The following is a 14,828-nucleotide window of genomic DNA, read 5'->3' as shown; positions in this document are numbered from 1 at the left end:
TTCTATTATTTTTCATTCACTTTTATCTATATAGATTCTTGACCGTTTTTGGGGATTGTAATAGGGAATAGGTTACCTTTGTAATAAAATTATTCATTGATTATGTGCAAATTCTCAGAATCTACAAAGCAGAAACTCGGTAATACGGTTGTGTATATTGCGCATCATACGTCTAACCTCAGCAAAACAAAGTTGTTGAAACTGTTGTATCTTCTCATATTCGCCTGATTACTAAGTAGGGCTTCCTTGGATGCAAGCGGCAGTTTGTAGATATTATCAATGATGTCATAAATGTCTATATCCATAGGTTCTTTATTTCATTTGTTTGGCAACTCTGTTCAGTATGGAACGCATGATAATTTTATGGAAAGGACGAATAAAGAAGAAGTAGAATCGTCCCAGCCGGTTATTGTATTCTACAACGGTCGTAATGGCAAACATCTGTCCGTCAGCCTCTTTCTCTCCACACCATAAAGATGCGTAAAATGTCAGGTGCTTATCAGGCATGCCGAAAACAATCTCATTCGGACTTCTTTCAAGAATCGTATCTGTAAAACGTATATTGACTTCCAACCCCAACGGTTTGATAATTGCATTTCGCAGTGCCATCAACCCGTTCACCCAAGCGGGAGACTGGTTAAAGGCAATATCCATAAATACTTCGGGAGTAACCACTTTATCACTCACTATTGTTTTTGAAAAAGAATCACAGTAATCCGCCGGAAGATAATTGGTGATGAGACTTCCCTCACATATGTTGTTTTGTACTTTCATAACTTGATGCGTTTTTTAGATAACGTAGGTTACGAAAATAATAACTTTAAATTGATATACAATAACTTTATCCGCTTTTCTATTCGCGGAAACGGAAGAAAGCAGGCAGACGGTCGGGATTCAACGTGTAGCGGGCATGTTCTTTCAAAAACGGTTCGGAGTTCATCACTGCACAAGAATGGGTTACTGCCGACATCATTTCCCAATCTTTCTGCGAGTTGCCGACAATCAATACTTGCTCCAGAGGGAAAGCTAAAACTTTACATATATGGAGCACTCCTTTCTTTTTGCCGGCTTCTTTATGTACAACTGTGATAAGGGGTGGTTTATAAAATACCTGATAAGGTTTTGCTTTTAACTGGGAAAGAATGTTCTCCCTCTGTCCTTTCTCATAAACCAGCATGCTATACTTATAAACTTGACCTTCATAGCTATGCGCCGTTATCTTTGCAGATTCTTTGTTTACGTCCGGTAGTAATTCAACCGGTAAACATCGGCTCTGCCCATCATACAACAATAATCCGCCATCTGCAAATGCCCCACCTCTGAACAAACTGAAAAGAGTCTTTCCTAATTTTCTCCGTGCCTGTTCCATAGATAAAGAAGTAGCCAGATATAATGGGACAGATTGCGCCATATATCGTAAGGTATTAGCATAACTTTCCGGGACTTTCCCTTGTGCATCGGTCAATGTTCCGTCCACATCAAAAAAAACGGAAGTAATCAAGGGCTTATCCGGTATTCGCCAAAATGTACCTTTGCCCAGTATGTCATGCAGAGGGTGATTCGACAGGTTGCTGAAAGCAATGTAGCAATCACAAACTTTCCTCTGACAAGAAAGCGAGGTATCCAACTTTTGATTCTGACCCGTTTTTTGATTCTGATAAAGATTGCCTATCTTCACTTTACTTCTAGGGCAGGCAAAGATGTCTCCTTTCCAGTCAATAAAGCAATTACTTCTTCCCCCCAAGCAATTCTCCCATTGAGCCGGAGCATTTCGCAAATCATACTCGAAGAGATTATCCAATTGAGTAAAAAAACGAATATCGTCATCGCTCAACGGGGACTTTAACCCCTGCATGGCATTAATAAACAGATAAATATCCGGTGAAAGAGCACTTCGCAAATCAGCAAGTATATTTTTTACTGACGGATTGCCGACAGCTCCGGCACAGACTTGTATTCCCGCATTGTGGAGCGTATGAAGTTGGCGGACAAATTTCTCTACTGAAATCATTTCCGGATGAAAGCTAGCCCAAACTTTTATCTTACCTCTCAATGACGGAATTGCCCGAAGTTCGTCCAGCCATTCGTCGGCAGGAAAAGAAAGATTAGTCTGACAGGAAATTCCGGTAACATGTGGCAATGACGCAAGCTGTATTATTCCTTCCCTGTAATAGCGATGTATGAGTGCTTCCCCATAGGGAATGATAAATAGTTGCAAAGCCTCTCCTTTCCATTGTTCAATAGCGGTAATAAATCGATTCCATGCCTGTTTGTCCTGCATTGTAGATGCAGGATGAGACTTCTTGCCGAAAGGACAATAAGAACAAGTGTAGTTACAACTATTCAATTTGCCCCGATAGTATATACGTCGGACGGAAAGTAAAGAGCCTTCATTTGCCATTGTCATTTCATTCAAATATCATTTAGACTTCACTCAATTTTCATTCAATAGGAATAAGTCTCCATTAATTGCCTGATTTCCGGAGTGATAAATAACTGACCGATATAATCAGAATAACCAAGTCCTTCGGAAGTCAGCCGGATACGGTCGGAGGTTTCCTCTATCCAGTGCTGTTCCGCCAGTTCGCGAAACAACGGAGTCCTGTCAAGCGGCTCTCCAAAACGTCGGGTATATTCAGCCTTGTCAATCCCCATATAGTACATCAGATTCTTGATGATAAAACGCTGCTGTCGTTCTTTTGCGGAAAGGATAAATCCGTTACGGGCTACGGTGAAATCAGTGGTTGCCATATATTCGTCTATCTCTCGGGCAATGCATTGCTGACAGACGGTATATCGGGTGGCATAGTGTAAATCACCCAAATAGCTACGTCCGCCCGACCCACAGGAAAGCATTACCTCATCGCCACATGAGACTTCCGCGTCAGTGGACGGATGATGAATGAAACGCCGCATGGATGTTTGTAGAAAGCCTTTTGCTTGCAATAACTCGCAGGCGGCACAATACATTCGGAAACAGACATCATCCGGTTCCCGTTCGGTAATACCCGTACCCTGACGTACATATAGCGGATAAATAAACAGTTCGTTCGGCTGGAACCGGAGCGCTTCTTCCAATGAATAGAGGAAACTTTCTACCGTCTGTCCCTTAATGCCATAAATCAAGTCGATATTGAAATAGGGAAAATCCATTTGACGAATGCCTTCCAACGCTTGATAAATAGTGTTCTGCCGAGGGCGCCTTTTGATAGCTTTCAGTTCTTCATCTTGAAAACTCTGTATGCCGATACTTACGCGGGCTACTCCTGCCTGTTTCAAAACATTGAGCCGCGAACGGTCTGCGTATTCCGGTGAAGTCTCTACAGAAGTAAAGGCATGAGACGGATGCACGCCGAATAAAACGGCAGTAGCCATTAGTTGTTCCAGTTGCGGGACAGTCAGTAGCAATGGAGTACCGCCACCAATGGCAAAGCTATCGAACGTCAGTCCGGCAATGAGCGGTGAAAGTTGCTGTGCCTGTCTGTGAAGAGCGTCCAGATAAGTGGTGATATATTCGGTACGGTTCGTTTGCAGGGAGAATAAGTTGCAGTATCCGCATTTATGGCTGCAAAAAGGGATATGAAAGTAGAGTGACGCCTTTCTACCTTCCAGTTGCTCCAAATATGGGAGCAGCGAAACCGGAGCTGAAAAAGGACGGTACGCCGTTTTATGCGGATAACTATACATATAGTCTACATATCGGGATAGAGGTTGATTCATTGTTTCGTCATGATAAAGTGTTTATAAGGAACCGTGTAGACTGTTTCGTGGGATATGCAGTGATATTCATAGCCGTCTTCACCATAGCAGGTGCCATGGTCGGAAAGGGCAATCACCAGTGTGTCGGCACGCTTCTGAAAAGCTTCAAACAAACGGGGCAACTGACTGTCGATATACCTCAATGCCGCCGCGTGCGATTCCTTATCGTCTTTCATTTTGCCTTTCACGTAGTGACAGTTCGGGTAATGGATAGCAGAAAAGTTAATATACATGAATATACGTTTGTCCGCAGGGTAATTCTCCAGTTTCTTCAAAGCGAAATCAATCTGCTTCTCCGTACTGTCGGGAGCCGTACAGCCAAAGGTCGGCAGCCAGTAGCTTTTCGTAAAATAACCGGGAAACACACGTCCCAGTTCATTACGTTTGCTGAAGAAATTCACACCGCCTATGCAGATTGTCTCATATCCCGTATTGGCAAGGCTCTGCACAAAAGTAGCTTCCGTAAAGGGATAACTGCCTTTGGGCGGGATACGCCCCGTCCCTGCTTGCACGGGGAAAAACAGCCATTTACGGCTACGTAAGGAATGAGGCTCTGCCGGTGAAGGAAGAAAGCCTGCAAAAATAGCAAAATGAGAGGGATAAGTAAAATTTCCCGGCGCATGCCTTTTCTCCCACAAACCGCCGTAGCTGTTCAGAACCGGTGTCCCTCCGGCGGCTTCTTCCGCTTTACTCACATCGTAGCGCAACGTATCGAAGCAAAGCATAAGTATATCATGTGTCCCTACCACCCGGTTCATATCCATATCGGGATACTGGTTTTGTTCTCCGGCGGGCAGTTCATCTATCTGCATGGTCATATTTCTTTTTTATTGTTCTTATCTGTCGGGTATAAATAGAATTGTGAGCGTACATATCCTGGTAAATGTGGTCGCCTTGTCCGTTGACTTCAATAATATAAGGAGTATCCGTTCCTCTTTCTATCAGTACATCTACTCCGGCATATTGCAAACCCAGTGTACGGACGGCTTTCCTGCATAAAAGGTATATCCGTTGGCGGACATCTTCCGACAAGGAAAGTTCGCTCCACAGGCGTGCGTTGTTATTCAAGTGCAGATTGGTAATACTCCCCTTGCTGCATCTGACTACCACATAGTCAATCTCTTCCTCTCCACATACTACCCGAAGGTCATAATTTTCTCCCTGCAACTGCTCTTTAGGTATCCATTCTTCCAAAATAGCCCCGGTATGCATGACCGCTTCCGCCAATGGAAGAATATCTTGCTCCTTAGTCAGACGATGAATACGTTTTGTATTATGAATGATTCCGTCTACTTTCTGCAAGGTAGTATAAACCACCCACTTCTTCTGACGCGGCTGATAGCGGATTGCCATAATGCCGCCTGCTCCCGAGCCATAACGGGGTTTCAGAAAACACCCTCTGCCGTAATCGGAAAGAGCTTGCACCAGTTCTTCAAAAGAACGTGGAGTATCCAGCATCGGAGTTACACTCAGGTCATTAGCTGATAAAATCTGTTTGGTTTCCTTTTTATCAAGTGCCTGCAATAATGCATGAGGCGGATTCAAGAAATACACATCACCAGGCAGTATTATCTTGTCCAGCCGTTGCAATGTCTCTTTATATTCTTCACTCAACAGGGCATATCTCAGAAAATCCGTTTCACTACTAACCCACGGTTCCAGTTTGACAACTGCCTGCCGCAATGACGGCAGGCAGTTGAACAATTCTTCGTAAGTTAAAAAACAGACTTCCGCCTGCAAGTTCCTGCCGGCTTCGACAAAGTATTCGGTACGTTTGGACGGAGAGTTGCTGACAACGATTACCTGCATTCTCCCCTACTCCGTAATCATCGGGTAATACCACATTTCACCGTCATACTCATCAGCTTCTTCCGATTCTGCAACATCAATCTTCATCGGAAGTTCCTGCAACTTCTTCTTCATACCCTTGCTCAAATAATTGTAGCGCATATTGATGAACTTCAAATGAGCAATCTTGTCCATATTGTCCAGCAAAAGTTGGGCACCTTCGTCTTTAAGGACGCCTGCCGAAATATCCATTGTCTCCAATTGAGGGAGAATATCCGATTCCAGGAACATTTTTACAATCTCATCCTGTTCTTCCGAGTTCACAATGCCAAGATAAGTCAGTTTCGGGAAACGGACTTTGGAAAAAAGCGGTCGGAACATCTCAATATCACCTTCAAAGCCATAATCTTCCACACCGACATACAGAACCAGTTTTTCCAGATTCGGGAAATCGGATGCCAGAATATCCTCTACGACTTCCGTAGGAAGACCGCCACTGATAATCTCCAGTGAGCGCAATTCAGGACGTGAGGTTTGTCCCAAACGCAAGTTATTCGTTCCTTTTATCTTCAAGTCTTTCAATTTAGGCATAGCGTCGAGCAACGGGCTGAGGTCTGCCTGTTCAATCCAGGAAATTTCCTGTTCTTCCTGGTCGATATCCCCCCAAAACAAGCCTTCGATTAGTGCAAACTTATCTTTATTTTCGAGCATTCCTTGTAGTAAGGCGGAGCAATCTTCACATTCATAATCCCAACAACCGATAGTGATTTGTTTATATTCGGGCAGATGTTTGTCTTTCAGAATCTTATCCAGTAGTTGGACATTGTTTTCGTATTCATCATAACTCAAAGCATATTTCTTGGCTTCGACTTTCATCTCACGTGCTGTTTCTTCTGCTGTTTCCACATAACCTTTCTTTGTTTTCTCCGCAATAAGTTTATTGGCAGCTTTTTCGGCTTCTTCAGCAGTCGAGTAGTTCTTTACTTGTGTCTGTCCGTCTGTCCCCAGCTTGCCATAATTAACAGTAACGTCGGTTCCGGCTACATCTATACTCCAGAATTTCTGTGACTTAAAGTCTTGAAATACGAATACTCTCTTCATAATACTTTTTTTAATGGTTGATATTTGCCCATCCAAAGCGCAACAGCGCATGAACGATGCCTGCAAAAATAATTATTTTTCGCCACGTACAAAGCAATCGCACACTAAACTTTCAAAACCAAGAGATATAAACAAGAAGGGCTGCCCCGTTTTCTCTCGGAGCAGCCCTTGTTATTCTGTTTCTATACTTCTGTATTAATCTTCAATTGTACATATACTTACACGGTTCCAATCCGGTTCGGTAAACATGTCACCTACCCCCTGACCTTCGGCAGTGATACGGGAAGCGCTAATCTTGTATCTATTGACCAGGATGGTCTTGACAGCTTCCGCACGTGCAGCGGCGATTCTGGCGTTGACTTCCACACTACCTTCCGGAGAAGCATATCCTTTGATAATCACTTTTGAATCAGGATATTTCTTCATGTAAGAAGCCACACGTTCGACATTCGGCAACTGTGATGCATCTACCGATGAACGACCTTGTCTGAAAGTGATAATAGATTCCGGGACGCGGGCAGTCTTGACTACTGTTTCAACAGGAACCACCTTTGTACGACATTCTTCCAAGTCTTTCTGCAATCCGTTGATTTCCTGGTTGGCAGTATTCAATTCACCGTCCTTATTGTTCACTTCAGAACGAAGAGCATTGATTGAAGAGTTCAGACCGTCAATTTCCGCCTGATTGTAGACTTTCACTTTAGCAAAATGATGAGTTCCGTTACTTGTCATGAAGTGGTAAGTCAATCCGGCTGTCAACTCGAAAGCTGCATTATTGGCATTGAAACGGCTCTTCGCGTCGTTATAATCACCTTGCATATCATATACGATAGCAGGTTTGATTCCCAATGTCCATGCTTTTGATTCACCGAGATTGAAATTGAAATTCAATCCGAAGCGGGTAGACCATGAATTTTCATCACCGTCACCATTTACATAATAATGTAACCATCCCATTCCGGCCACAGCTTCTATCTCAAACACACGAGGCTGACCTTGATAACTTGCGAACAGGTTCATCAAATTGACCTTACCCAATAAACTGACATCCGAAGCATCGAAAGCCGTTTTACTCTGGGTGGTATTGATATATCCCATTCCCTGGAATCCCAAACCGAAGATAGGAGTCAATTGTTTTGAGAATCCAACTCCGAAAGCGGGACGCATACTCTTAAAGAAAGCGCTGTGAGTGAGAGGAGTGATTGCTCCTGCATTTACCCCAACAGACCAGTTGTCTGTAAACTTTGTACCTTCTACTACTGATTGGGCATTTGCAGTAAATGCGCCCAATACAAAAGCTAATAAAATAATAGATTTCTTCATAATCATTTTTTTTAAAACTGTAATGTTTTGCATGCTAAATCATTAGAAATGTTTTTATGTGTTCCATGCCTAACTTTTTAGTTCATAATTAAGTTTGTTATTCACACTAAACAACATATCGTATAAAAAATTAGTTCATACACCTATAAGGTAATTAACAACTATTCACTTAGCCAACCCGCCATACGGCTTCTAGCATAGAAATAATAGAAAAATAGCCCTATCCAACTGGTAAGAAGAATCAGTACAATAGCCAACAACTTCTTTTCCCAGGGCGCATAAAGGCGTCCTATTTCCAAAGCCGCCTTAATAGTGAGCACCAATCCCACTACCCAAATTACAAATCCAACCATAACAGTACAATTTGATTAATAATAGTTTGAAAATCACATTTCAATATATAAACAACAAAAGCACATGTTGGTTTCTTGAGATTTGTCTTTTAACAAAAAATTCAGGAATGCGAACACTATTGATAGATTTTCCATATAATGCCCGAACAAATAAATTATTATGTTCGTTAGAATAAAGAAAATGCCAATGAAAATCTTAACCCAAAACAAGAAAAAGTTGTCTGTATCCATTAAAATAATAAAAGACACTTTTCAAGGATTTATTGATGACAATGTCATGAGATTGAGTGCGTCACTGGCTTACGCAACCCTGTTCTCAATCATCCCCCTGCTCTCACTCCTTGTCACTATCGGAGTATTACTCAATGTAGATTTCACCAATCAGTTATACGCCCAACTGGAACCTGTTGTCGGCTCTAAAGTGATTGATGCGCTTCAAGCAATTATGGAAAATGCAGAGACAACCGATTCATTTTCATTTGCCACAATAATCAGCATAGGTGTCACCATTTTCGGGGCTACGACTGTTTTCGCAGAAATACAAAGTTCTCTAAATACCATTTGGGGAATAAAAGCTGTCCCCAAGAAGAGTTGGCTTAAATATATCATAAACAGATTGCTATCTTTCTCGGTCATCCTTGCTTTCGCTTTTATCTTGCTCATCACTTTTACCATTACCAATCTCATCACAGATATAAGCAACAAATTCATTACCAACAATCCGGATGTAGCAGAATCTTTGGTGAAAACGATAGGAATGATTATTAATATAGGTGTAACCACAGTTATATTCACTCTCATATTCAAGATATTGCCGGATGCGCAAATCAAAAGCAAAGATGTATTTATAGGAGCACTTGTCACCACCGTGTTATTATTAATCGGACAATGGGGAATATCCTTTTATATCGGATTTGCAAATATAGAAACCGTATATGGAGCGGCGGCGTTTATGGCTATTTTCATCACATGGATTTATTATTCAGCCATTATCATATATACAGGAGCGGAGTTTACGAAAGCATGGGCGAACGAGTTAGGCGGAAAGATCTTTCCGGACGAATATGCCGTGGCAACCAAAGTCATTGAAATACATGAAGAAAACAAACCAGTCAATTAACTTCAAGCACCAGTTTCAGTAGCAATTATTATCTATCTGAAACTGGTGACAGGCAAACAAACAAGCAACTTATCTTCTGGCATTGGCCGAGAGTGTATATATCTCGCCCTTATTCTCACTTTCTTTTATCTGGTTTCTCAGACGTACCAGTTTTCTCAATTTCTCAGTCTTCCTACCTGGTGAGAAATGATATATCATTGCACCAATAGCTGAGCCTACTGTCAACCGAAGCCATAAATTGAAATTATTAGTTTTCATAATCAATTTGTTTTAATGGTTAATTATTCAGGATACCCTTAGTTGTCATCGTAACTGTTCTCCAACCAATAAATAATAAAAGGGGAGAATAGCTTTCACTCACACTATCCTCCCATTGCAGAACAACAAAACCCTAACTATTTCTTAGCCTTATCTGCCATAGCATGGACTTTATCTCTTACATCATCCGCTTTTTCGGCAACATAAAAGGTTCCGTCAGCTACCTTGTCAGCCACTTTTGTTCCGGCATCCAATACCTTGTCATTTACCGTATCAATCAAATTAACACTGTCTCCGGTTACTTTCTGAAATGCATGATTTACTTTTTCTTTCACACACTTCCCTTTAGGTGAATGCCAGAAACGATAGACCAGCGCACCAATTACCGAACCGACTCCCAGTCCGATAAGAAAATTAGATTTTCCACTTTCCATAATGAAGTTTAAGTTTTAAAAGTTAATAAATCAGAGTTCTTCGCTTCTGGGGTGTTTTCTAAACAAGGATAAAATCCATAATAGCAACACAGCACCCACAACCGAAGTTATAAGACTACCCAGAATACCGCCGGCAGCGATACCTAGTAAACCGAATACCCAGCCGCCCAAAAGACCACCGATAATACCTACAATCAGATTAATCAAAAGGCCGAAGCCTCCTCCTCTCATAATCTTACCGGCCAAAAAACCGGCAACAATTCCAATGATAATGTACCAAATTACACTCATAATTAAAGAATTTAGGTTTATATATAAATTTCAAAAAAGGGTCTACTGTTTTCTCCAGTTATAATAAGATTTTTATTTTATTTAAGAACGACTTTTAGTATCATTTAGTTCCAATTCAACCCAATATTTTAACACATATTTTGTATTTATCATATTTTAGCAACATTACGAGCAATATTAAGAATGATTAAAAGCTCTAATTAAACCTCCACATTCCACAATATGTTTTACTATATATAAAACATTAAAAATACCGGAATATGAAAAATTGCGATAATTTATTTCTTACAGGTCAAACCGAGTATGAGAACATACATAAGATGTGCTCGGACGCATACACCAAAGGACGTATGGCAGAAAGGACGCTGGCTATCGAAGCATACAGATTACGTTGCAACAATCTATTTGGCAACAGATGCATGACCCGTTCCTTCTTCGGAACATTGACCAAGAAAATATGTGACGGGAATTGCTGGTATCTGAAGCAATACAAATTAGAGTTATACAAACTGGAAACTGATAGATGAAAGGACAGGATAGACACTGTCCTTTCTGAAGGTAAATAATGGAAATACTATGCTTCCGATATATGAAACATATTCAACAAAGATCAATCAAGTGCCTTTTTCACTTCTTTTTTGGCATTATTATAACCCTCCTTTATTTCTTTCTTAGCTTTATGCGCCCCATCTTTTACTTCTTCTTTGGTTTCTTTCCAAGCTTCTTTTACGCTATCCGCTCCTGCCTCTATTTTATCTGAAGCCTTATCAAGCGCCCTGTCAGCAGATTCCTTTGCATTCTCAATCCGATTGTTAACCTTATCCTGCGTTTTTTTATCTTTGCAAGAAGTTATAGCCAAAGATACAGTACATATCAACGCCAAAACTGCGAACAATATTTTTCTTGTTTTCATATTCTCTCAAATTAGTTATTTCATAAAATAGAATTAAAAATTCCGGCGAAAGGTATTCCGAACATCTTCCGCCGGAAAATACATGAGCTTGATTTAAGAATCTAAAGCATTACTTCTTATCCGACTTCTTGCAGGAAGTTGCAGATTTACTTTCTTTAGCCTGAGTTTCCTTTTTGGCACTCTTTGCTTCCTGTTTTTTTTCAGTTTTCTTATTCATAACACAAAAAATTAAAAGTTAAAAAATAGATTATATGCAGCCGTTTATTTTTTGCTGCCTTTTTCTGATTTCTGATAATCACACCACATCAGTTCCTTTTCAGGAGTTGCCGAAAGCACTTCATTGCTGCGTTCGTCAGACAACTGTTTGTCCATTTGAGCAACCTGTTTTTCAGTGCGTTCCGTCCCTTCAGGTTTTCTGTCCACCAGCCCGTTTGTCTTTCTCACTTCTCCCAGCGGATCGTCAATATACTGCCACTCTTCTTTCAATCGTGAGCTCTTACCTTTATTCCACGGACCACGATATTCTTCACCTTTTGACAGATTAAAGTAAAGGTTACTATACTTTGGCGAAGTTTGCAACACTGCAGGTGGGAAGTTCGGTTGAATGGTATTCAGGGCTGCCTCAAACTGCTGGAAGTGCGTAATTTCACGAGTCATCAGGAAAACAAGAGTTTCTCTCACCGAAGGATCCTCTGTAAACTTCAGCAGATTTTCATAACCAATCTTGGCACGACATTCGTTCGCCATATTAGTTTGGAGATCTACCGTAAGTTCCGCATTGGCAGATACATAGCTTCCGCACCATGGATTTCCGTTACTGTCTGTCAACATCGGGCTACCAGGAGCTACCACCACACATTGCGGATTTGTAAACGCTTGTTGAATAAGTTCTTCCTTAGCAGACTTACCGTTCATCAGTTTACGAATATCCATCGTCTCTACAGCATCCTTCATCTCACCGTTTACCGGTCCGAGAAGCATCTGAATAGTAGCTCCCACTATTTCGAGATGTGCCAACTCTTCTGTAGCAATATCCATAAGCATGTCATACTTGTCCGGGAACGGATTATGACAACTGAAAGCTTGTACAAAATATTGCATGGCTGAAGTTAGTTCTCCATTAGCACCACCAAATGCCTCCAGCAATATGCGTGCGAAACGCGGGTCCGGTCTGGAAACACGGGCATTGAATTGCAAATCTTTTACATGATAAAACATAATCGATTTTTTTTAAGTTAGTAATTCAGGTTGATTAAGATGTACATCTATATTTATAACATGTTGTTTTATATATTCACGCATTCTCTCAATGCGACATCGTCAGAAAAATATGCCGGATAGCATAAATACCGTCCGGCATACAATTAAGAATCAGAATTTATAACCATAACCTAACATGATAACGACATTGTCATCCTCGGCAAACATAAATTTCGCTTCTGCGTTTAAAAAACTACGTTCTGACAAAGGTAAAGTAATACCGCCTCCAAGATTAAAGGCAAATTTAGTTGAGTTACTTCTATCCACTTGAGTGGTCACACCATTCACCTCGATATCCTGCTTTCCATAAAAGTTGTTCTGCATACCAATTCCCGCAAGAGGATAAACGGAAAATCCTTGTCCATCCTTACTGAAATTGAACACATAATGGAAGTTTACATTCACATCCAGTCCCGTTGCTTTGTCTTTCGGGAAAAAGAATGTGAGGTCAGGAGCTATCCTAAGATTATTGGCAATCGCATAGCGTCCCTGCGCTTGCAAGCCGAACCTCTCGTAATTAGTCTGGTAACCAAGGCTTCCCATTAAAGAGCCCTCACCTTTTCTAGTTTGAGCATTCACTCCGAAAGCAGTCATTGCTACTAAAATCAATAATAAAAACTTTTTCATAATCAAGGCATTTAGTTAATAATATATTTCATCTAAAACAAAACTCTCGTTCCTTATTATTCTTCAATAGTACAGATACTTACACGATTCCAATCCGGTTCGGTAAACATATCGCCCACTCCCTGTCCTTCGGCAGTAACGCGATCTGCTGCTACTCTGTATCTCTTAACCAAAATTGTCTTGACAGCCTCTGCACGTGCTGCAGCCAGTCTGGCATTGAGTTCGGCACTACCTTCCGGAGAAGCATATCCTTTTATTACAACTTTTGTTTCCGGATGCTTATTCATATAAGAAGCTACACGTTCCACATTTGGAAGTTGCGAAGCATCAACGGATGATTTACCTTGTCTGAAAGTAATGATTGATTCCGGAATACGGGCTGTCTTGACCACTGTTTCTGCCGGAACTACTTTTGTACGACAGTCATTCAACTCCTGTTGTAGTCCGTTGATTCTTTGGTTAGCAGTATTCAACTCACTATCTCTAGTATTCACTTGTCCGCGAAGCGCATTTATAGAAGAGTTCAACTCGTCAATTTCAGCCTGATCGTAAACTTTCACTTTATTGAAGTAATGGGTACCATTGCTTGTTGCAAAGTGGTATGTCAATCCTGCAGTAATTTCGAAAGCAGCATTGTTGGCATTGAAACGGCTTTTTGCCCGATTATAATCCCCTTGCATATCATACACAATAGCAGGTCTGATGCCAATAGTCCATGCTTTAGATTCGCCCATATTGAAATTAAAATTCATGCCGAAACGGGTAGACCATGAATTTTCGTCACCGTCACCGCTTGCATAATAGTGCAGCCACCCTACGCCGGCCACAGCTTCAATTTCAAATACACGCGGAGAACCAAGATAAGTGCCGAAAAGATTCATCAGATTCACCTTACCTAATACACTAACATCAGAAGCATCAAAAGCAGTTTTACTTTGGGTTGTATTCACATACCCCATTCCTTGAAATCCCAAACCGAAATTAGGAGTCAATTGTTTCGAAAATCCCACTCCAAAAGCAGGACGCATACTTTTAAAGAAAGCACTATGAGTAAGCGGAGTCACTGCGCCAGCATTAATTCCCACTGACCAATTATCTGTAAATTTAGTACTTTCAATAACTGTTTGGGCCTTCGCTGAAAATGCACCCAACACACAAGCTAATAAAATAATAGACTTTTTCATAATTGAATATAATTTAATGTGACGTTTTGTTTATCATCTACACGAAAACAACATATCCTAAAAAAAATTAGTTCGTAATATGTATTTCACATTAACATATATTTGATTTTTTAAAATCAAAAGAATACACCATTTATTGAAAAGCCAAACAAACATGTATATTTATTAGATAAGTCTATAAAAATAAATCAAGTTCAAATAAAGAAAGGAGAATATTATTAGTTACTAAGTAATACATGGCAAATATTATCTACTATAAGAAATAGCCATACTCAACTTCATAGTAAAATGATTTAAAAGCAATTACCCGCTCAATTTATACCTCACAAAGAAACAGTTCACCCTTAAACAAAGCCATTCTTTTACGAATAATCCGACTGTATAAATAATCAATATACAAGCACAGAAAAGGCATAT

At 40.6% G+C, this 14,828-nt stretch carries 18 protein-coding genes; 2 read left to right on the top strand and 16 right to left on the bottom strand.

Going from position 1 to position 14,828, the window contains the following annotated elements; translation table 11 throughout:
* Window positions 1-164 precede the first annotated feature (164 nt).
* The 9 genes from CLIN57ABFB40_RS20190 to CLIN57ABFB40_RS03880 form a co-directional block, all read right to left on the bottom strand.
* Complete coding sequence (locus tag CLIN57ABFB40_RS20190; RefSeq protein ID WP_254871694.1) at window positions 165-305, bottom strand: hypothetical protein; 141 nt, start codon at window positions 303-305, stop codon at window positions 165-167.
* A 7-nt stretch (window positions 306-312) separates the two neighbouring features.
* The gene (locus tag CLIN57ABFB40_RS03915) at window positions 313-774 is read right to left on the bottom strand and encodes a DUF2867 domain-containing protein (RefSeq protein ID WP_175628977.1); all 462 of its coding nucleotides are present in this window, start codon (window positions 772-774) and stop codon (window positions 313-315) included.
* Between the two features lie 79 nt (window positions 775-853).
* The gene (locus tag CLIN57ABFB40_RS03910) at window positions 854-2,401 is read right to left on the bottom strand and encodes an STM4011 family radical SAM protein (protein ID WP_175628976.1); all 1,548 of its coding nucleotides are present in this window, start codon (window positions 2,399-2,401) and stop codon (window positions 854-856) included.
* Window positions 2,402-2,445: 44 nt separating this feature from the next.
* Window positions 2,446-3,720 carry an STM4012 family radical SAM protein gene (locus CLIN57ABFB40_RS03905; RefSeq protein ID WP_175628975.1) on the bottom strand — a complete coding sequence of 425 codons (1,275 nt, stop codon included), beginning with the start codon at window positions 3,718-3,720 and terminating at the stop codon, window positions 2,446-2,448.
* Window positions 3,717-4,571: an STM4013/SEN3800 family hydrolase gene (locus CLIN57ABFB40_RS03900; protein WP_175628974.1), complete on the bottom strand. Its 855-nt coding sequence runs from the start codon at window positions 4,569-4,571 to the stop codon at window positions 3,717-3,719. Before CLIN57ABFB40_RS03900 ends, CLIN57ABFB40_RS03905 begins: the two co-directional genes overlap by 4 nt.
* Window positions 4,558-5,568, bottom strand: a complete 1,011-nt coding sequence (locus tag CLIN57ABFB40_RS03895) for an STM4014 family protein (protein ID WP_175628973.1) — start codon at window positions 5,566-5,568, stop codon at window positions 4,558-4,560. The genes CLIN57ABFB40_RS03900 and CLIN57ABFB40_RS03895 overlap by 14 nt, the downstream gene beginning before the upstream one ends.
* Window positions 5,569-5,574: 6 nt before the next feature.
* Window positions 5,575-6,648, bottom strand: coding sequence for an STM4015 family protein (locus CLIN57ABFB40_RS03890; protein WP_175628972.1), 1,074 nt, complete (start codon window positions 6,646-6,648; stop codon window positions 5,575-5,577).
* A 195-nt stretch (window positions 6,649-6,843) separates the two neighbouring features.
* Entirely contained in the window at window positions 6,844-7,977 is a 1,134-nt protein-coding gene (locus CLIN57ABFB40_RS03885; protein WP_175628971.1) for an OmpA family protein, read from the bottom strand.
* Window positions 7,978-8,132: 155 nt separating this feature from the next.
* Window positions 8,133-8,324, bottom strand: a complete 192-nt coding sequence (locus CLIN57ABFB40_RS03880) for a hypothetical protein (protein WP_022138611.1) — start codon at window positions 8,322-8,324, stop codon at window positions 8,133-8,135.
* 187 nt (window positions 8,325-8,511) lie between these two features.
* On the opposite strand from CLIN57ABFB40_RS03880, the gene CLIN57ABFB40_RS03875 reads away from it, so the two are divergent.
* On the top strand, window positions 8,512-9,444 hold the full coding sequence (locus tag CLIN57ABFB40_RS03875) for a YihY/virulence factor BrkB family protein (protein ID WP_175628970.1): 933 nt from the start codon (window positions 8,512-8,514) through the stop codon (window positions 9,442-9,444).
* A gap of 69 nt (window positions 9,445-9,513) precedes the next feature.
* Here CLIN57ABFB40_RS03875 and CLIN57ABFB40_RS03870 read toward each other — a convergent pair whose 3' ends face one another.
* The 3 genes from CLIN57ABFB40_RS03870 to CLIN57ABFB40_RS03860 all read right to left on the bottom strand — a co-directional run bounded on the left by CLIN57ABFB40_RS03870 (window position 9,514) and on the right by CLIN57ABFB40_RS03860 (window position 10,427).
* Window positions 9,514-9,702, bottom strand: a complete 189-nt coding sequence (locus CLIN57ABFB40_RS03870; RefSeq protein WP_175628969.1) for a hypothetical protein — start codon at window positions 9,700-9,702, stop codon at window positions 9,514-9,516.
* 137 nt (window positions 9,703-9,839) lie between these two features.
* On the bottom strand, window positions 9,840-10,136 hold the full coding sequence (locus CLIN57ABFB40_RS03865; RefSeq protein ID WP_022138614.1) for a YtxH domain-containing protein: 297 nt from the start codon (window positions 10,134-10,136) through the stop codon (window positions 9,840-9,842).
* A gap of 30 nt (window positions 10,137-10,166) precedes the next feature.
* On the bottom strand, window positions 10,167-10,427 hold the full coding sequence (locus CLIN57ABFB40_RS03860; RefSeq protein ID WP_022138615.1) for a GlsB/YeaQ/YmgE family stress response membrane protein: 261 nt from the start codon (window positions 10,425-10,427) through the stop codon (window positions 10,167-10,169).
* Window positions 10,428-10,687: 260 nt separating this feature from the next.
* Between CLIN57ABFB40_RS03860 and CLIN57ABFB40_RS03855 the strand changes: the two genes are divergently transcribed.
* Window positions 10,688-10,954, top strand: a complete 267-nt coding sequence (locus CLIN57ABFB40_RS03855; RefSeq protein ID WP_175628968.1) for a hypothetical protein — start codon at window positions 10,688-10,690, stop codon at window positions 10,952-10,954.
* An 83-nt stretch (window positions 10,955-11,037) separates the two neighbouring features.
* Here CLIN57ABFB40_RS03855 and CLIN57ABFB40_RS03850 read toward each other — a convergent pair whose 3' ends face one another.
* From CLIN57ABFB40_RS03850 to CLIN57ABFB40_RS03835, 4 genes are all read right to left on the bottom strand, one after another.
* Window positions 11,038-11,340, bottom strand: coding sequence for a YtxH domain-containing protein (locus CLIN57ABFB40_RS03850; protein ID WP_175628967.1), 303 nt, complete (start codon window positions 11,338-11,340; stop codon window positions 11,038-11,040).
* Window positions 11,341-11,601: 261 nt separating this feature from the next.
* On the bottom strand, window positions 11,602-12,558 hold the full coding sequence (locus tag CLIN57ABFB40_RS03845) for a manganese catalase family protein (RefSeq protein WP_175628966.1): 957 nt from the start codon (window positions 12,556-12,558) through the stop codon (window positions 11,602-11,604).
* 153 nt (window positions 12,559-12,711) lie between these two features.
* Window positions 12,712-13,227, bottom strand: a complete 516-nt coding sequence (locus CLIN57ABFB40_RS03840; protein ID WP_175628965.1) for a porin family protein — start codon at window positions 13,225-13,227, stop codon at window positions 12,712-12,714.
* Between the two features lie 56 nt (window positions 13,228-13,283).
* Complete coding sequence (locus CLIN57ABFB40_RS03835) at window positions 13,284-14,411, bottom strand: OmpA family protein (RefSeq protein WP_175628964.1); 1,128 nt, start codon at window positions 14,409-14,411, stop codon at window positions 13,284-13,286.
* Window positions 14,412-14,828 lie beyond the last annotated feature (417 nt).

Origin of the sequence: Bacteroides acidifaciens (assembly GCF_903181435.1) — a bacterium.
Taxonomy (GTDB): Bacteria; Bacteroidota; Bacteroidia; order Bacteroidales; family Bacteroidaceae; genus Bacteroides.
Note: the sequence above shows the minus strand (reverse complement) of the source record. Positions and strands in the feature narration are given on the sequence as shown.